15 protein-coding genes are annotated in these 17009 nt (G+C 70.6%); 12 read left to right on the top strand and 3 right to left on the bottom strand.

Features of this window, described 5'->3' with window-relative positions; genetic code table 11:
• Window positions 1–15: 15 nt before the first annotated feature.
• The 3 genes from PV364_RS17415 to PV364_RS17405 all read left to right on the top strand — a co-directional run bounded on the left by PV364_RS17415 (window position 16) and on the right by PV364_RS17405 (window position 3202).
• Window positions 16–942 carry an EamA family transporter gene (locus tag PV364_RS17415; protein ID WP_319660925.1) on the top strand — a complete coding sequence of 309 codons (927 nt, stop codon included), beginning with the start codon at window positions 16–18 and terminating at the stop codon, window positions 940–942.
• A 357-nt stretch (window positions 943–1299) separates the two neighbouring features.
• On the top strand, window positions 1300–1974 hold the full coding sequence (locus tag PV364_RS17410; RefSeq protein WP_319660924.1) for an alpha/beta hydrolase: 675 nt from the start codon (window positions 1300–1302) through the stop codon (window positions 1972–1974).
• Between the two features lie 232 nt (window positions 1975–2206).
• Window positions 2207–3202, top strand: coding sequence for a hypothetical protein (locus tag PV364_RS17405; protein WP_319660923.1), 996 nt, complete (start codon window positions 2207–2209; stop codon window positions 3200–3202).
• 297 nt (window positions 3203–3499) lie between these two features.
• Here PV364_RS17405 and PV364_RS17400 read toward each other — a convergent pair whose 3' ends face one another.
• Window positions 3500–4114 (bottom strand): TetR/AcrR family transcriptional regulator, encoded by a 615-nt coding sequence (locus tag PV364_RS17400; RefSeq protein ID WP_319660922.1) that lies wholly within the window; start codon window positions 4112–4114, stop codon window positions 3500–3502.
• A 106-nt stretch (window positions 4115–4220) separates the two neighbouring features.
• Between PV364_RS17400 and PV364_RS17395 the strand changes: the two genes are divergently transcribed.
• The gene (locus PV364_RS17395; RefSeq protein WP_319660921.1) at window positions 4221–5390 is read left to right on the top strand and encodes an alpha/beta hydrolase family protein; all 1170 of its coding nucleotides are present in this window, start codon (window positions 4221–4223) and stop codon (window positions 5388–5390) included.
• Between the two features lie 270 nt (window positions 5391–5660).
• On the opposite strand, the gene PV364_RS17390 is transcribed toward PV364_RS17395, so the two are convergent.
• Window positions 5661–6389: an SDR family oxidoreductase gene (locus tag PV364_RS17390; RefSeq protein WP_319660920.1), complete on the bottom strand. Its 729-nt coding sequence runs from the start codon at window positions 6387–6389 to the stop codon at window positions 5661–5663.
• Between the two features lie 76 nt (window positions 6390–6465).
• Here PV364_RS17390 and PV364_RS17385 point away from each other — a divergent pair, with 76 nt between their 5' ends.
• A complete protein-coding gene (locus PV364_RS17385; protein ID WP_319660919.1) occupies window positions 6466–6843 on the top strand; it encodes a MerR family DNA-binding transcriptional regulator in 378 nt (125 codons plus the stop codon).
• A gap of 193 nt (window positions 6844–7036) precedes the next feature.
• Here the strand turns inward: PV364_RS17385 and PV364_RS17380 are convergent, their stop codons facing one another.
• Window positions 7037–8830 (bottom strand): helix-turn-helix domain-containing protein, encoded by a 1794-nt coding sequence (locus tag PV364_RS17380; protein ID WP_319660918.1) that lies wholly within the window; start codon window positions 8828–8830, stop codon window positions 7037–7039.
• Window positions 8831–9279: 449 nt separating this feature from the next.
• Between PV364_RS17380 and dnaK the strand changes: the two genes are divergently transcribed.
• From dnaK to PV364_RS17345, 7 genes are all read left to right on the top strand, one after another.
• A complete protein-coding gene (gene dnaK, locus PV364_RS17375) occupies window positions 9280–11172 on the top strand; it encodes a molecular chaperone DnaK (RefSeq protein ID WP_319660917.1) in 1893 nt (630 codons plus the stop codon).
• An 8-nt stretch (window positions 11173–11180) separates the two neighbouring features.
• Window positions 11181–11801, top strand: a complete 621-nt coding sequence (locus PV364_RS17370; protein WP_319660916.1) for a nucleotide exchange factor GrpE — start codon at window positions 11181–11183, stop codon at window positions 11799–11801.
• A 6-nt stretch (window positions 11802–11807) separates the two neighbouring features.
• Window positions 11808–12761, top strand: a complete 954-nt coding sequence (locus tag PV364_RS17365; RefSeq protein ID WP_319660915.1) for a J domain-containing protein — start codon at window positions 11808–11810, stop codon at window positions 12759–12761.
• On the top strand, window positions 12758–13165 hold the full coding sequence (locus tag PV364_RS17360) for a chaperone modulator CbpM (RefSeq protein ID WP_319660914.1): 408 nt from the start codon (window positions 12758–12760) through the stop codon (window positions 13163–13165). Before PV364_RS17365 ends, PV364_RS17360 begins: the two co-directional genes overlap by 4 nt.
• Window positions 13156–15795, top strand: a complete 2640-nt coding sequence (gene clpB, locus PV364_RS17355; protein WP_319660913.1) for an ATP-dependent chaperone ClpB — start codon at window positions 13156–13158, stop codon at window positions 15793–15795. The genes PV364_RS17360 and clpB overlap by 10 nt, the downstream gene beginning before the upstream one ends.
• Window positions 15792–16241, top strand: a complete 450-nt coding sequence (trxA, locus tag PV364_RS17350) for a thioredoxin (RefSeq protein WP_319660912.1) — start codon at window positions 15792–15794, stop codon at window positions 16239–16241. Before clpB ends, trxA begins: the two co-directional genes overlap by 4 nt.
• A 281-nt stretch (window positions 16242–16522) precedes the next feature.
• Complete coding sequence (locus PV364_RS17345) at window positions 16523–16972, top strand: DUF1931 family protein (RefSeq protein WP_319660911.1); 450 nt, start codon at window positions 16523–16525, stop codon at window positions 16970–16972.
• Window positions 16973–17009 lie beyond the last annotated feature (37 nt).

Genomic DNA, 17009 nt, shown 5'->3' with positions numbered 1-17009 from the left:
GGCAGCGTGAGCGGTATGCACACACCTTCCGCTTCCCTCGCCCCGCTCGTGCCCGGCATGATCGGGATGGCGCTGGTCGGCAGCAGCGTCACCGTCTCGCACACCCTCGTGGACGCCCCGCTGTTCACCCCGCAGGCGATTCGCTACGCGATCGCCACCGTGATCCTGCTCGTCGTCGCCCGGCTCGCCGGTACACGCCTGGTGTGGCCACGAGGACGGGAGTGGCTGTGGCTCGCCGGGATCGCCGTCACCGGTCTGCTGCTGTTCAACGTGGCCGTGATCCGGGGCGTCGACCACGCCGAGCCCGCGGCGGTTGCCGTCGCGGTCGCGTGCGTACCGGTGGTCCTCGCGGTGGTGGGCCCGGCGCTGGAACGGCGCCGGCCCAGCCGGCGGCTCCTGTTGGCGGCCCCCGTGGTCGTGGCGGGAGCGGTACTGGTGGAGGGCACGGGGCGCACCGACGCCGTCGGGGTGGCTTGGGCGGCGCTGGCCCTGGCCTGCGAGGCCGCCTTCACCCTTCTCGCGGTTCCGGTCCTGCGGCGGCACTCCCCGTGGGGGGTGTCCGTGCACGCGATGTGGATGGCCGCCGCGCTGCTGGCCGTTCTCGCCGCGGCCTGCGAAGGCCCCTCGGCGGCGCGGGAGTTGACCGGTCCCGAGTGGGCCGCCATCGGATATCTGGCGCTGATGGTGACAGCGGTCGCCTTCGTCCTGTGGTACTCGACGGTCCGCGCCGTCGGATCCGGGCGGGCCGGACTGCTCACCGGCATCGCGCCGCTGGCCGCGGCGGCCGTCGGCGGCATCTCCGGCAGCGGCATGCCCAGCCCGTCGGTATGGCTGGGCATCACCGTGCTGATCCTCGGGTTGGTGCTGGGTCTGCGCCCGCACCACGTCCCTGCCGCGGAGGCCGTCCGAGTGGACCCTCCCGCCTCCGCACGCTCCAGGTAGCAGCTGACAACAGCAGCCGAGATCAGAGGGCTGCGTGACGTGGGCGCCGAATCAGGGGCGCGTAGTCGTTCTGATTGAAGGCGTGCGTCAGAAGCTGCTGAACGTGGTGGCGAGCCGTGAGGTGGTCATCTGGGAGGCTGCCATCAGCAGCCCGCCGGAGGACCCGTTCCACTGCCCGCCCAGCGTGGTCTGGGTGCATTTCCTGGACGTGAAGGGTGACGACAGACTGCGCCTGTACCACCCGCGCGACCGCCGGGGCGCCCCGCAAAAAATCTTGAAGGCCGATCGAACCATTCCGGGGGCCACCGCATCGTGTGGGTATGAACGCTATCCCTCACGAGGCGGAGCACGGCGAGCGTGCCGCCGAGGTGCGCACCGTCATGGTCGACGGGGTGCGCCAGGTCCACCGGGTCACGGGGGACCGGGCCGGTGTGCCTCGTTCACTCGGGAGGCCCCGGCATACACCCTGAGTACCTGCGCATACCCGCTCTGGAAAAGCATCTGACCATGGTCTACCTGGACCCCGTTGGGGCGGGCGACAGCGACCTGCTGCCGGACGGGGACTACTCCATGTCCCGCTACGCGCGCTTCGCCGCGGCCGTACTCGACGGCCTCGGGGCACCGACCGCCTGGTTCCTCGGCCACTCGCACGGCGGTTTCGTCGCGCTGCAGTTCGGCCTCGACCACCCCGAACGCCTCGACGGACTGGTCCTCTACGACACCGCGCCCGTATACGGACCGGAACTGATGGAGGCGGCCACCAAGGAGATGGCCGTGTTCGTCCGGCGCTGGCCGGACCGGCCTGAGGCCGCCGAGGCGGGCCGGGTGTGGGAGGCCCGGATGTCCGGGACTCTCGACGTCGTCGACAACACGTCGAAGGAGCGCTACCTCGGCACCCTTCTGCCGGCCTACTTCGCCGACTACCGCGTCACGAGAACACTTCGCCGCCCCGACCGGTCGGGGATCCTCAGAAGGCCCCCCATCGGTGGGCTGACCTGGCGATCGGCCGGGCGTGCGACAGGTCACCGGTGATGTTCACCGTCCCGGTACATTGGGCGGGGAAGACGGCCCGCTCCGGGCATCATTCGCCCTTCGGCGGGCGTGCTGAGCGGGATGCCGCGCCTCTGACCGGGGCGGCGATGCCGGTGGTGAAGCTCCAGTGCGGCGAGCCGCACCGGTGGGGGACTCCAGGGTGTCACAGGGGGGTGCTTTGATGGTGGGCGCTGTCGCTGGAAGGGGTGGCGGTAAACGCTGAGGGGGAGGCATGGCGCGTACGACACCGCCGCGTCCGGTGGACGTGAGCGTGGAGTTTCCGGAGCTGGCGGGGTCGGCCCGCACGGCGGTGCGGCTGCACCCTGTGCCGGGGGCGCCGACCGTGCACGACAGCTCAGTGGGCGGGCCGCTGTTGTGGCCCGCTGACGAGGAGTGGCCGGTATTCGAGTCGCCGGGTCTGCCGTTCATGCCGGTGACGACGCTCGCGGACATACGGGAGCTGCGCACGCTGCTGACCTTGCCCGAACCGACGCCGGCGCAGCGACTCGCCGTGACGCGGTTGATGGACGGCTACGACGCGGAGGACATCACGTCGTCCGGGCCGATGCCGCTGATACCGGTCGCGCAGCTGTACGCGCGCGACGTGCCGGGGCTGCCCTTCCCGGAAGGGACGGACGTACTCCAGGTGCTGTGGCTGCCGCTGCCGGACATCGAAGGCTGCTGGCCCGCGGTGCAGCTGCGGTGGCGGGCGGCGGCCGAGGTGCGGCAAGTGCTGGCCGAGCCGCCGGAGCCGGCATACGTGGAGCTTGACGACCATGTGCCACAGCCGTGCCTCCTGCAGCCGGAGGAGATCCTGGAGTTCCCGCCGCTGCATCTGCTGGGCGAGGAGCTGCAGCAGCGCATCACGGCCTGGTCGAAGCGAGCGTCGCTGGAGTACCAGTGGGAGCTGTCCGTCGCGCCCGGCTGGAAGGCGGGCGGATGGCCGGCGGAGTTCACCTTCCGGGACCCGGCGGAACCCGACGATGAGCTGTGCTGCGGCGAGTGCGGCGGCCCGGTGGAGGCGCTGCTGACGGTCGGCGGCGGCGAGCGCGGTTCGGGTGGCGGAAGCTGGACCGCGGTGGAGCTCCGAGAGCTTGTCGAGGCGGACCCGGGCGCGTATCCGCTCGCTTACGAGCCCACACGGATCCAGATCGGGCGCGGCTACGTCCTCCAGTTCTACTACTGCCTGGCCGACCCGAGGCACCTGCCGCGCACGATCATGCAGTAATCGGGCCCCCACCGTCTCGCGTCGGCTCGCGGCAGGGCGCGAGGAGGACCGGGCCCGCCCGCCCGGCCTCGCACCGCTTCGCGCAGTCGCCGCACAGGTTCCGGGAAGCCGGCGCTCGTTGTCGCCGATGGCGTGCGAGGGCCGGTTCCGAGGCTGAACGGGTCCGGTCCCTACCACGTGGAGGGCCGGCATGACGGCGGTGAACCGTGTGCAGACGCTGCTGGTGGTGAGCAGACTGCTCACCACCAGCCCCGCACGTGGAGCAGCCCGGCGCCCGTCGCCGGACCGCCCTGACGGTCAGGGACGGCGGACGGCCGCCTTCAGGGCTGCGAGGGTGGCGGCTGTCAGTGTTTCGAGGTAGTCGTCGTCGCTGTGCCCGTCTATGAGCACCATGCGGAAGACGAGGGGCGCGATGAGCAGGTCGGTGGCGAGATCCATGTCCAGCGTGGGCGGGAGTTCGCCGTGGTCGATCGCGTCTTGCAGGATCGCGCGTGCCGCGAGCCGCCGCGGCGCGGCCACTTCCGTGTGCAGCATGGTCGCCAGGGTGCTGTCGCGGCGGGATTCGGCGAGCAGCTCGGCCCCGATCAGGGCGAGCAGCGGATTGGCCAGTTGGCTGCGGTAGGCCGCCAGCAGTTCGCGCAGGTCGGTGTGCAGGGCGCCGGTAGCCGGAGTGCGGGGGAGTGTTTCGGTGACCTTGCTGCGGATCAACTCTGTGATCATTGCCTGCTTCGAGGGCCAGCGTCGGTAGAGCGCGGCCTTGCCCACACCGGCACGCCGGGCCACCGCCACCATCGACAACCTCGCATACCCGGCATCGGCGAGTTCACCGAAGGCCGCTTCGGTGATCGCTTCGGTCACCCGCTCGCGCAGGACCGCCCCGCCGGACACCGGCCGGCCCTTCTTCTGCTGCACTGCCACGCACACGAGCATAACGAACGGAACAGCACCGTTCCCTATGCTACGGTCGGAGCTAGACGGAACGGTGCTGTTCCGTTCCCTCAGTGGAAGGGAGCCGGAGATGAAGTTCCTCTACGACGACGAGTCCTTCTCCTTCGAGGCGCTGCGGGCCGCAGGCTATGCCGCCTACGGCGGCGCCGACCTGGGTGAGGTCCTGGTCACCTGCCGGACGATCCCTGAGGGAGACGAGGAAGCCTGGTCGGCCCGGTGGGGCGCGACGGCGGCGCGTGTCGAGCGCATCGGCCGGGACGCGCTGGCCGCCGGTCACCGGGTCAGCGCCCGCGAAGCCCTGCTGCGCGCGTCCAACTACTACCGGGCCGCCGACTTCTACCGCCGGGAGAACCCCGCCCACGACGCCGAGTCGGCGCGGCTGGCCAAGGCCTCGCAGCAGACGTTCGCCGACGCGGCCGCCCTGCTCGGCACCCCGGCCCGCGCGGTGCGCATCCCCTACGAGGACACCGCGCTGCCCGGCTATCTGTTCTTCGCCGACGACTCGGGGACCCCGCGCCCGACCCTGATCTACCACGGAGGGTACGACTCCACTCTCGAGGAGAACTACCTGGCGCTGGCCGCGGGCGCACTGCGGCGCGGCTACAACGTCCTCACCTTCGACGGCCCCGGCCAGGGCAGCACCGTCCGCGACCAGGGCCTGCACTTCCGGCCCGACTGGGAGGCCGTGGTCACCCCGGCCGTCGACTTCGCGCTCACCGTGCCCGAACTGGACGCCGACAAGCTCGTACTGGTCGGCACGAGCCTCGGCGGCTACCTCGCCGCCCGGGCGGCCGCCTTCGAGCACCGCATCGCCGCGTGCGTGCTGCACGACGGGGTCTACGACTTCCACACCGTCGTCAAGACCTTGGCCGACCGCGCCGCCGAGATGCCCGGCGGCATCGAGGAGATGATGGCCCGGGACACCCAGGTGCGGTGGGTGGTGCGCAACGGCCGGTGGACCTTGGGTGTGTCCGGTTTCGACGAGCTCGTCAAGGCGACCGAGCCGTACACCATGGCCGGCATCGCCGACCGCATCACCTGCCCGACACTCGTCCTCGACGCCGAGAACGACCAGTTCTTCCAGGGCCAGCCCCAGCGCCTGGTCGACGAGATGACGTGCCAGAAGGAACTGATCCTCTTCCGCGAGGACGAAGGCGCAGGCGAGCACTGCCACGAGGGCGCCATCTCCCTGTTCCACCAGCGCGCCTTCGACTGGCTCGACACCCTGCTCGCCCACTGACCCCGGCGTGCGGGCCGCAGATCAGGTCGAGTCCTGCCGGAGCGGCTGCGGATCGCCGCTCCGGCAGGCGTCACCGAGCATCCAGCATCCCGACCGTCCTGCCAGGACTCCTGACCCGGCAGGTTCGGCCCGGAGACCGTCGCGCAACCGTACGTCGGCACGGACGGCCTGCCGGTCCTGCTCCAGAGGAGACATCAACGGTGACGAGATCGTCCTGCCCCCGCCGACCGGCCCCCGGCTGCTCCCTGACGCCACGACCGACGTCGTCCCTCAGCCCGCGATCAGGGCCGCCAGGGCGCGGTCCATTGCGGCGTTGAACTCTTCGGGCGTCAGGGGCAGACGGGACTTGACGTCCCGGCTCCACTGGTCGGCGAGGACCTCGGCGGAGCCCGCCTCGACTCCGTCGAGCGCTGCGTCGGCCAGGTCCGACGGCGCGATCTTGGCCACGGGCCAGCCTTCGGCCATGTCGGTGTCGGCCATGCCGAGGTGGACCGCTGTGACGAGCGTGCCCTGCTCGGCGAGCTCCAGGCGGACGCCGTTGGTCATGGCCCAGGCGGCGGCCTTGCTCACGTGGTAGGCATTGGCGCCCTTGCCCCCGAACCACGACATGGCGGAGAGGACGTTGACGATCGCGCCCCCGCCGTTCTCGGCGAGCGCCGGCGCGAACTCCCTGATCATTCCCAGGTGGCCGAACGTGTTGGTCTCCAGTTCGTGCCGCACCGCGTCCAGCGAACCGGTCACCAGGTCGGTCCCGGTACTGATTCCCGCGTTGTTGATGAGCAGCGAGACGTCCGGGGCGGCCTCGGCGGCGGCCCTCACGGATGCGGGATCGGCGATGTCGAGGGGCAGCACCTCGACCCCGGGCAGGTCCACGCTCTCCGGTCGGCGGGCCGTCGCGTAGACCTTGCGGGCGCCCCGTTCGAGCAGACGCTGGGCGAAGGCGCGGCCCAGGCCGCGGTTGGCTCCGGTGACAAGGGCGACTGAGTTGTTGATGTCCATGTCCGGTACGCTAAAACCTGACGCTGACGTCAGAGGCAAGTCCTGGTCGTCATGGCCAGGGGTGAGAGGAATCACCATGACCGTTACAGCGGCGGCGGCCGAGCGGTTGATCCGCATTGGCGAGGTGGCACGGGGTGCGGGCGTCTCGGTGCGCGCCGTGCGCTACTACGAGCAGCAGGGGCTGCTCATCGCTGAGCGCAGCCCGTCGGGCCAGCGCCTGTACCGGCAGGACGCCATCGTCCTGGTGCGCTTCTTCCAGCAGATGTTCGCCGCCAGCCTGACCAGCCGAAGGATCACCGAACTCCTTCCGTGCTGGGTCTCCGGCCATACCGACGCCGAGCAACGAGCCATGCTGCGCGCCGAGCGTGAGCGCATCCAGGGCAAGATCGACGACCTGCAGGCCGCCCTGGACCGCCTCGACGAGGTCATCGCGATCACGGATACGCACCCGTAGCCGCGGTCGGCCGGGCGTCTCACCAGTGATGTGACCGATGAGGGGTCGTTGCGCGGGAGAGCGGGGCGGACGCCGACGCGGACGTCGCTGATGACCCGCCGCTTTCAGTCCAGCTGCTCTCAACGCCGCGAGAGTGGGTTGGACATCGGAGGCAATGGCGTTGCCGACCGCACCGGACAGTGCCGTGTCCGTCTCATCGGCGGCATCGGTCGGGTCCGCCCAGCACGATCTTCCACACTCGGGTCGCCACCTGAAGGTTGAGCCGGTCCTCGACGTTCGTGAGGCTGTTGCCGCTGATGTCGCGGATGCGCTGGAGCCGATAGCGCAACGTGCTGCGGTGGATCGCGAGGGATTCGGCGGTCTCGTCGTAGTTGCCGCCGCAGTCGAAGTACCGGGACAGGGTCTCCACCATGGCTGCGTGGTGCCGGGAGTCGTAGTCGATGAGCCGGCCGAGCCACTCGCGGACGAACGTCTCCAGTTCCAGCAAGTCGTTGCCAGGTCCCAGGATGCGGTAGAGGCCGAGTTCGTCGAAGAACGCCGTTCCGTAGCTCTCGCGGGAGCGGCGGCGTACTTCCAGGGCGCGCCGCGCCTCCTGGTAGCGGTGGGGGATGTCGTCCGGGGAGTTGCACGGGGCGCTCACCCCGATCGTCCCGGACCTTGTCCCGGTCTCCCGGGCGAGCGCCTCGTACAGGGCGCGGGTGTGCGGTCTGTCGTCGGCGACCAGAACCACGTGGTCGGAACGTCCGGTCAACAGCGAGCGCATGCCCACGGCAGAGGCTGCCCGGCTCACCGTCTGCGTGAAGGAATCGTCCGCGGTCCGGCTCGACCACTGCACCACGACGACGTACTGGGTGCGGTGCAGGTCGTGTCCGACTGCCTCGGACCGGGCGTAGGCGCTGGTCTCGTCCGTCCCGGCCAGGAGGTCGTCGACCAGCTCGCGGTGCAGCCTCAGCTCCAATTCGGCCAGACGACGCAGGTGCGCCAGCTCCAGGGTGAGCGACGTTGCGGCGTGTTCCAGCGCGAGCACGGTGTGCGAGTCGGCCTCGTCCTGGGCGTCGACCAGGGCCAGCACGCCCAGGATCTCTCCGTGCAGCCGGACCGGGGCGATCAGCCGGTCCTTGATCCGCACCGGCCCGCCCTCCCGGGCGACGGCGTGCAGCATTTCGTCCCGGCGCGCGGGATCCGGTTCCGGATAGGGGTCGGGGCGGCCGGGGCCGGACCAGGATCTCAGCCGACCGAAGCGGTCCTCGACCAGTGCGGGGAGTCCGGTGAGCTCGTGCAGTGCGCGGGTGATGGCTTCCTCGCCGCCGCCCGAGGCAGCGACGTCGGCCGTGAGCGCGTGAACGGCCTGCTGCCACCCCAGCTCAGCCATGACGGAGATCAGCTGCCGCTGAAGGGCCGTCCGTTCCCCCCTGAGCCGATGAAGCTCCAGGGCGTCCTCGCGGCGGGAGCGGTGTGCGAGGGCGACGGACAGGGCGGCAGCGGTCTGCCGGACGAGCGTGGCGAGCCGGGACCGCTCGGCCTCGGTGGGCCTGGATCGGGACGTCACCACGAGGTAGCCGTGGAGTCCTTGGAGTCCGCGCAGCCCCAGGGCCTGGCCCCACGGTCGGTCGGGTACGTTCACAGGCCCGTCCTGCCCGGCCAGCTCCCGCACCTGCTGGTCCACGCCCAGGGCACGGGCCGGCCCGTCCCCGGGGCCGGGGACCAGGTCGCCGTCCACCCTGAGGTATCCGGCCTCGGCGCTGTACGGCCCTGCGGCGGCTATGTGGTTCATGGCCAGGCGCAGGATCTCGCCTTCGTCCCAAGTGTCGAATTGGGCGCGGGAGAGCGCCGCGAGTTCGTGGGGGGCATGGTCGGCCGGGGTCGGAACGAGCGGACGTGGCCCTCTTCGCGCGGCCCTGAGGTGCCGCCCGCAGTTGCACCGCGGAAGGCTGCTCTCCCGGTTGGAGCAGCGGCGGTGGAGATGGTGCGCCTGGCTGCGGGCCATGGGATCACTCCGTTCTCCCGAGTGGGTGGTACACGGTCCGGGCCCAGCAGCCGGCCACGGGTCATTCCCTTCACCCGGGGCCGCCGAGAGGTCGCGGCGACCCTTTTCGTATGCCCCCTGAGTTCTGACTTATCCGAGATGTCCGGAGTCTTGGTCTGGTGCTCGCGGGGTGACCGGCTCGGCTGTTCTTTGACTTGCCGGGTGCAGGCGTAGAGCCGCCCGGTTCGCGAGTCTGGGGCTGTCTGGGGGTGCCGTACGCCTCGTCAGCCGGGCACGCGGTGGTGGGCGAGGCCCTTCCCCGTGCGGTGATCGGCCGGCTCCGCGGCCCCGGACCGGGCGGACCCGCCTGCGCCCTGCTCGCCGCCCTTTACGGCCTATGTCGGAGCGGTGACCCGTACCGATCAGATCCGCAGTGCCGGCGCATACCGCCGCACCGGGAGGAGTTCCTCATGGCCAAGGCAGTGGGCATCGACCTAGGCACCACGAACTCGGTGATCGCCGTGTGGGAGGGCGGTGAGCCCGCCGTCGTGCCCAACAGCGAGGGCAGCCGTACGACACCGTCCGTGGTCGCCTTCACCGACACCGGGGAACGTCTCGTGGGACAGCTGGCCCGGCGCCAGGCGATCCTCAACCCCAAGGGCACCATTTACTCGGCCAAGCGGTTCATAGGCCGGCATTTCAACGAGATCTCCGACGAGGCCAGGGCTGTGGCCTACGACGTCGTCGAGGGTGACGGCGGAGCGGCCCGCTTCAAGGTGCGCGACAAGCTCTATGCGCCGGAGGAGATCAGCGCACAGGTGCTTCGCAAACTCGCCGACGACGCCGGGAAGCAGCTCGGGGAGCGGGTCACGGAGGCGGTCATCACGGTGCCCGCCTACTTCAACGACGCCCAGCGCACCGCCACCAAGGACGCCGGCCGGATCGCTGGCCTGGAGGTGCTGCGGATCATCAACGAGCCGACCGCGGCTGCCCTCGCGTACGGCATGGACAAGAAACAGCACGAGACCATCCTCGTGTTCGACCTGGGCGGCGGCACCTTCGACGTGAGCATCCTCGACGTCGGCGACGGCGTGGTCGAGGTGCGGTCCACCGCGGGCGACAGCCACCTGGGCGGCGACGACTTCGACCGCCGCCTCGTGGACTACCTCGCGGACGACTTCCAGAAGGAGAACGGCATCGACCTGCGCAACGACCCGCAGGCACTGCAGCGCCTCTTCGAGGCCGCGGAGAAGGCCAAGACCGAGCTCAGTTCGGTGACGCAGACGCAGGTGAGCCTGCCGTTCATCACCGCCGACGCGTCCGGCCCCAAGCACCTCACCGACTCGATCATGCGGTCCACGTTCGAGCAGATCACCGGCGACCTGGTGGAGCGCTGCCTGGGGCCGGTCAAGCAGGCGATGGCCGATGCCAAGGTCGGCGAGAGCGACATCGACGAGGTCATCCTCGTCGGCGGTTCCACGCGTATCCCGGCGGTCCAGCAGCTGGTCCGCCGGCTGACCGGCGGCAAGGAACCCAACATGAGCGTCAACCCCGACGAGGTCGTGGCCCTGGGCGCCGCGATCCAGGCCGGCGTGCTCAAGGGCGAGGTCAAGGACGTCCTGCTGCTGGACGTGACCCCGCTGTCGCTCGGCGTGGAGACCCGCGGTGGCGTGATGACCAAGATCATCGACCGGAACACCACCATCCCGGTGCGCCGCAGCGAGACCTTCTCCACCGCGGAGGACAACCAGCCGGCGGTGGACGTGGTGGTGCTGCAGGGCGAGCGCGAGTCCGCGGCCGACAACCGCGTGCTCGGCCGCTTCCAGCTGACCGACATCCGGCCGGCGCCGCGGGGCGAAGCGCAGGTCGACGTCACCTTCGACGTCGACGCCAACGGCATCCTCAACGTCACCGCCCGCGACAAGGACACCGGCAAGGAACAGGGCATCACCATCAGCGAGAGCTCCAACCTGGATCGCAGTGAGGTCGAACGCATGGTGCAGGAGGCCGAGAGCAACCGGGGCCAGGACCAGGCACTGCGCGAGGCCGTCGACGCCCGCAACGAACTCGACGCGGTCGCGTACCAGGTCGAGAGGACCCTCGCCGAACTGGGCGACGCAGCGCCCGCGCACGAGAAGGCACGCGCCGAGATGCTCGTGGCCGACGCCCGGGCCGCGGTCAAGGAGGAGGCGGGTGTGGAGCGCGTGCGGCCCCTGACCTCCGAACTGCAGCAGGTGCTCGCCGGGCTGGCGGCCCATCAAGGCGCCGCTCCCACGGGCAGTCCCGGCCAGGACGCCGCCGCCGGCGGTCCCGCGAGCGCCGGTGGCGACGATGTCGTCGACGCCGAGTTCGACAGGAGCTGAGGCGCGCCATGCCCAGCCGTCCCCAGGAACCCGAGCGGCCCCCCTCGGATCCGGTCGAACCGGTCCCGGACGACACCGGACGCCCTCCGCGCGGGGATGTGCCGCAACCTGGCCCGCCGCCCCGGCCGGAAGCGGCGAACGGCGAACCGGGGCCCGACGTCGCCGACGTCGCCGCCCCCGCGCCCGCCGAGGACGCGTACACGACCACGATCCGGGAACTGGAGGACCGCCGGCGGCGCGCGCTCGCCGACCTCGACAACCTTCGCAAGCGTCATGCCAGGGAACTGGAGCGGGAGCGGGCCGTCGAGCGGTCCCGCACGGCCGCCGCCTTCCTGCCCGTCCTCGACAACCTCGAACGCGCCCTGACCCACGCCGGCGCCGACCCGGGCGTGATCGTGGAGGGCGTCCGGGCCGTACGCGACCAGGCGGTGAACGTCCTCGAACTGCTCGGCTACCCGCGGCATGCGGAGACCGGCGTCGCCTTCGACCCCGCCCGGCACGAGGTGGTCGGCGTCGTCCAGGACCCGGAGGCCCCGTCGGGCACGGTCGTCGAGGTGCTGCGTCCCGGCTACGGGGACGGCGAGAGGCAGCTCAGGCCCGCCGCGGTGACCGTCGCGAAGCGGGAGTGACCGGTCATGGCACGGGACTACTACGAGGTGCTGGGGGTGTCGCGGAGCGCGACCCAGGACGAGATCCAGCAGGCGTATCGCAAACTCGCCCGCAGGTACCACCCCGACGTCAACAAGGACCCCGGGGCCGAGGAGCGTTTCAAGGACCTCAACGACGCGTACAGCGTCCTGTCCGATCCCGACACCCGGGCCCGCTACGACCGCTTCGGCGAGGACTTCCGCAAGGTCCCCGAGGACTTCGACGAACGGGTCGCGGCTGGAGCGGGAGGCGGCTTCCGCGGTCGGAGGACCGCAGGCGGGGGCGGTCCCCGCGTCCGGTACGCCACTGGTGTCGGCGACGACTTCGGCGCGGAGGGCATCGACATCGAGGACCTGCTCGGCTCCATGTTCGGAGCCGGCGCCGCTTCAGGCGGCGTCCCCGGAGCGGACCAGGAGGCCGAGCTGCCGCTCACCGTCGAGGAGGCCTTCCGAGGCGGCCGCCGCACCGTCACGCTCGCCGGTCCCACCGGGCAGCCGCGGCGGTACGAGGTCGACGTGCCGCCGGGCGTCACCGACGGGCAGCGCATCCGGCTGGTGGGCGAGGGCGGCCGGGGCAGTGGTGACGCCCCCGCGGGCGACCTGTACCTGCGGGTGCGCATCCAGCCCCACCCCCGGTTCCGGCTGGACGGCCGCGACGTGCACATACAAGTCCCCGTCACCCCCTGGGAGGCGGCCCTGGGTGCGACCGTGCCGGTACGCACCCCCGGCGGCGGCACGGCCAAGGTCACGGTGCCCGCGGGCTCGTCCAGCGGCCGGCGGCTGCGGCTGCGCGGCGAGGGCATGCCGAACCCGCGCGGCGCCGACGGCGACCTGTACGCCGAACTCCGCATCATGGTGCCGCCCACCCTCGGCGACCGGGAGCGCGAACTGTTCGAGGAGCTCGCCGCCACCTCCTCCTTCGACCCCAGGAGGACGCGATGAACGACCGACCCGCGGGAGCGGCAGGCATCGGCCGGGCCGCCGCGGGCGCTCGTCCGGTACGAACGGGCGCCGACATCACCGCCTCGACGGCTGTCCGGTACGGGCTCGTGCCCGCCCCCAGGCTCACCCTGGACGCCGTGGCCCGTCGCTCGGGCCTCCATCCCGATCTGATCCGCCGCTTCGTCGCCCTGGGCCTTGTCGACGCCGAACGCGACGCCGTGGGGGACCTGGTGTTCGACCCCACGGCCCCGACGGTTCTCGCCCGCATCCAGCGGCTGCGCACCGGACTCTGCCTCAACTACGCATCCATCGGCCTGGTTCTCGACCTGCTGGACCGCATCAGCCTGCTCGAAGCCGCCTTGCGCGGCCGCGGCACGAGGAGTGAAACACCCCCATGGACATGAACCGTCTCACCCAGAAGTCCCAGGAAGCCCTCCAGGAGGCCCAGACAGCGGCCGTCGGCATGGGGCACACCGAGGTCGACGGGGAACACCTGCTGCTCGCACTTCTCGATCAGGAGGACGGTCTGATCCCGCGGTTGCTGCAGCAGGCCGGGACCGAGCCGAAGGAACTGCGCGCGGCCGTGCGTGAGGAACTCTCCCGCCGCCCGAAGGTCACCGGCCCCGGCGCGGCACCCGGCCAGGTCTTCGTCACCCAGCGCCTCGCCCGCCTGCTCGACGCCGCCGAGCAGGAGGCCAAGCGCCTCAAGGACGAGTACGTGTCCGTGGAACACCTCCTGCTCGCCCTGGCTGAGGAGAGCTCTTCGACCGCCGCCGGGCGACTGCTCAAACAGGCCGGCATCACCAGGGACTCGTTCCTGAGCGCGCTCACCCAGGTCCGCGGCAACCAGCGCGTCACCTCCGCCAACCCCGAAGTGGCCTACGAGGCTCTGGAGAAGTACGGCCGCGACCTGGTCCTCGAAGCCCGGTCCGGGCGGCTGGACCCGGTCATCGGCCGTGACGCGGAGATCCGCCGCGTCACCCAGATCCTCAGCCGCAAGACCAAGAACAACCCCGTCCTCATCGGCGACCCCGGGGTCGGCAAGACCGCCATCGTCGAGGGCCTGGCCCAGCGCATCGTTCGCGGCGACGTCCCCGAGGGCCTGCGCGACAGGACGGTGTTCGCCCTCGACATGGGCTCCCTGGTCGCCGGTGCCAAGTACCGCGGCGAGTTCGAGGAACGCCTCAAGGCGGTGCTGGCCGAGGTGAAGGCCGCCCAGGGGCGCATCTTGCTCTTCGTCGACGAACTCCACACCGTCGTAGGAGCGGGCGCCGCCGAAGGGGCCATGGACGCGGGCAACATGCTCAAGCCGATGCTCGCCCGCGGCGAGCTCCACATGATCGGCGCGACCACGCTCGACGAGTACCGCAAGCACATCGAGAAGGACGCCGCCCTCGAACGCCGCTTCCAGCAGGTCCTGGTCGACGAGCCGAGCGTGGAGGACACCATCTCCATCCTGCGCGGACTGCGCGAACGCCTCGAGGTGTTCCACGGCGTGAAGATCCAGGACACGGCGCTGGTCTCGGCGGCCACCCTCAGCCACCGCTACATCACCGATCGATTCCTGCCCGACAAGGCCATCGACCTCGTCGACGAGGCCTGCGCCCGGCTGCGTACCGAGATCGACTCGATGCCCGCCGAACTCGACGAGATCACCCGCCGGGTCACCCGCCTGGAGATCGAGGAGGCGGCCCTGTCCAAGGAGACCGACCCCGCCAGCAAGGCCCGCCTGGAGGAGCTTCGCAGGGAACTGGCCGACCTGCGCGGCGAGGCCGACGCCAAACACGCCCAGTGGGAGGCCGAACGGCAGGCGATCCGCCGCGTGCAGGAACTGCGCCAGGAACTGGAGCAGGTCCGCCACGACGCAGAGGAGGCCGAACGCGCCTACGACCTCAACCGCGCCGCCGAACTCCGCTACGGTCGCCTCCAGGACCTGGAGCGGCGACTCGCCGCGGAAGAGGAGCAACTGGCCGCCAAACAGGGTCAGGACCGGCTGCTGCGCGAGGTCGTCACCGAGGAGGAGATCGCCGAGATCGTCGCCGCCTGGACCGGCATCCCCGTCGCCCGCCTGCAAGAGGGCGAACGCGAGAAGCTGCTGCGCCTCGACGAGATCCTGCGCGAGCGCGTCATCGGCCAGGACGAGGCCGTCAAGCTCGTCACCGACGCCATCATCCGAGCCCGCTCCGGCATCCGCGACCCTCGCCGCCCCATCGGATCGTTCATCTTCCTCGGCCCCACGGGCGTCGGGAAGACCGAGCTGGCCAAGACCCTCGCCCGTACCCTGTTCGACTCCGAGGAGAACATGGTCCGCCTCGACATGAGCGAGTACCAGGAACGGCACACCGTCAGCCGGCTCATGGGCGCACCGCCCGGATACATCGGCTACGAGGAAGGCGGCCAGCTCACCGAGGCCGTACGGCGCAAGCCGTACTCGGTGGTGCTCTTCGACGAGATCGAGAAGGCGCACACCGATGTCTTCAACACCCTGCTGCAAATCCTCGATGACGGCCGCATCACCGATGCCCAGGGTCGCACCGTCGACTTCCGCAACACCGTGATCATCATGACGTCCAACATCGGCTCCGAGCACCTCCTCGACGGCGCCACCGCCGAGGGTGAGATCAAGCCGAACGCCCGAGCCCTGGTGATGGGCGAACTGCGCGGGCACTTCCGCCCGGAGTTCCTCAACCGCGTCGATGACATCGTGCTGTTCAAGCCGCTCGGTGAGCGGCAGATCGAGCGGATCGTCGAGCTGCAGTTCGACGAACTGCGGCAGCGGCTCGCCGAACGCCGCATCGCCGTCGAACTCACCGATGCGGCCCGGGAAGTGATCGGACACCAGGGCTACGACCCGGTGTACGGGGCCCGGCCCCTGCGCCGCTACATCTCCCACGAGGTCGAGACGCTGATCGGACGCGCCCTGCTGCGCGGCGACGTCCAGGACGGCGCCACGGTCCGCGTCGACGCCGAACACGGAGAGCTGGTCGTCACCTACGACCAGCCGGCCGCGGCCCGGGAAGCGAGAGCAGCGTGAACACCACCAGGACGACGACTGTGACCTGCCCGAACTGTGGGCGTGACAACCGGATTCCGGTGGCCGGCGAGGGACGCCCCACATGCGGGCACTGCAAGCAGCCACTGCCCTGGATCGTCGACGCGGGCGACGACGACTTCGCCGAAGTCGCGGACAACGCCACCCAGCCCGTCGTCGTCGACCTCTGGGCCACCTGGTGCGGTCCCTGCCGCATGGTCACGCCCGCCCTCGAACAGGTCGGCCGGGACCTCGCCGGACGGATCAAGCTCGTCAAGGTCGACGTCGACAAGAACCCACGAGTCAGCCGGCGATTCGAGGTGCAGGCGGTGCCGACCCTCCTCGTCCTGGACCACGGGGAGACGGTCGCCCGCCAGGCCGGCGCGGCACCCGCGGACGTCCTGCGCTCGTGGGTCGAGCAGGCAATGGCGGGCCGGCAAACCACGTGAGTCGTGCGGCCGTGCCGGGGGCTCCGGGACGCCACGTCGGCGCTCGGCCGCACACGAACGCAAGGCCGCGTCTGCCTGGGCCCGATTCACCCGGCAGCGTGCCGAACAACACGACGCTCGTCCGCCTGCCCGGGGAGTCGGACGCCTGGGCCTGGCAGGGCAAGTCAGGGAGGCCGATTGGTCCCGACATGCGTAGGCGTTCACGTGCCCCGTCGGCGAGGCTGGCGGAGAAACCCAGGGGCCGGGAGCCACCCCGGCGCCCACTGTCGGAGGTTGCCGTTATGACCGTGATGTCCATCGCCAGGTTCGAAAGGTTCTTCCGTGCGGCCGCGGGGCTGGACGTCGACAAGAACGATCTCAAGCGCTACAGCGACTTCGTCGATGCCAAGCTCTACGATCTGCTGACCGTTGCCCAGGCCACTGCCAAGGCCAACGGGCGCGACATCATCCGGACCTGTGACCTGCCGATCACGAAGGGCCTGCAGGAGAGCATCCATCACTTCCAGAAGATCGACCAGGAAGTGGAAATCAAGCCGATTCTCGAACAGCTCGCGACTCACCCCGCGCTGGACCGGACGCCCGACGAGGAGACCGAGGCGGCTTATCCGGACATCATCGGCGGACTCAGCCTGGCCCTCGCCCAGAGCCTCAAGGTCCTCCACCCCGACCTGAAGAACCCCCAGACCCAGCACTGGGACGAGGCCCGAGCAGTCTTCGACCTCCTGCTGTGAGTGCCGATCGCCGCATCCGCGTCCAGGGTGCCGCCAA

Source organism: Streptomyces sp. MI02-7b (assembly GCF_033793585.1).
Classification (GTDB): domain Bacteria; phylum Actinomycetota; class Actinomycetes; order Streptomycetales; family Streptomycetaceae; genus Actinacidiphila.
The sequence above is the reverse complement of the archived record's forward strand: the minus strand, read 5'-3'. Positions and strand labels throughout refer to the sequence as shown.

What these genes read in the sequence shown, in the direction of transcription:
- PV364_RS17415 (WP_319660925.1), top strand. Translation starts at nt 16, where the DNA reads ATGCACACACCTTCCGCTTCCCTCGCCCCGCTCGTGCCCGGCATGATC.
- PV364_RS17405 (WP_319660923.1), top strand. Translation starts at nt 2,207, where the DNA reads ATGGCGCGTACGACACCGCCGCGTCCGGTGGACGTGAGCGTGGAGTTT.
- PV364_RS17395 (WP_319660921.1), top strand. Translation starts at nt 4,221, where the DNA reads ATGAAGTTCCTCTACGACGACGAGTCCTTCTCCTTCGAGGCGCTGCGG.
- PV364_RS17390 (WP_319660920.1), bottom strand. Translation starts at nt 6,389, where the DNA reads ATGGACATCAACAACTCAGTCGCCCTTGTCACCGGAGCCAACCGCGGC.
- PV364_RS17385 (WP_319660919.1), top strand. Translation starts at nt 6,466, where the DNA reads ATGACCGTTACAGCGGCGGCGGCCGAGCGGTTGATCCGCATTGGCGAG.
- PV364_RS17380 (WP_319660918.1), bottom strand. Translation starts at nt 8,830, where the DNA reads ATGGCCCGCAGCCAGGCGCACCATCTCCACCGCCGCTGCTCCAACCGG.
- dnaK (WP_319660917.1), top strand. Translation starts at nt 9,280, where the DNA reads ATGGCCAAGGCAGTGGGCATCGACCTAGGCACCACGAACTCGGTGATC.
- PV364_RS17370 (WP_319660916.1), top strand. Translation starts at nt 11,181, where the DNA reads ATGCCCAGCCGTCCCCAGGAACCCGAGCGGCCCCCCTCGGATCCGGTC.
- PV364_RS17365 (WP_319660915.1), top strand. Translation starts at nt 11,808, where the DNA reads ATGGCACGGGACTACTACGAGGTGCTGGGGGTGTCGCGGAGCGCGACC.
- PV364_RS17360 (WP_319660914.1), top strand. Translation starts at nt 12,758, where the DNA reads ATGAACGACCGACCCGCGGGAGCGGCAGGCATCGGCCGGGCCGCCGCG.
- clpB (WP_319660913.1), top strand. Translation starts at nt 13,156, where the DNA reads ATGGACATGAACCGTCTCACCCAGAAGTCCCAGGAAGCCCTCCAGGAG.
- PV364_RS17345 (WP_319660911.1), top strand. Translation starts at nt 16,523, where the DNA reads ATGACCGTGATGTCCATCGCCAGGTTCGAAAGGTTCTTCCGTGCGGCC.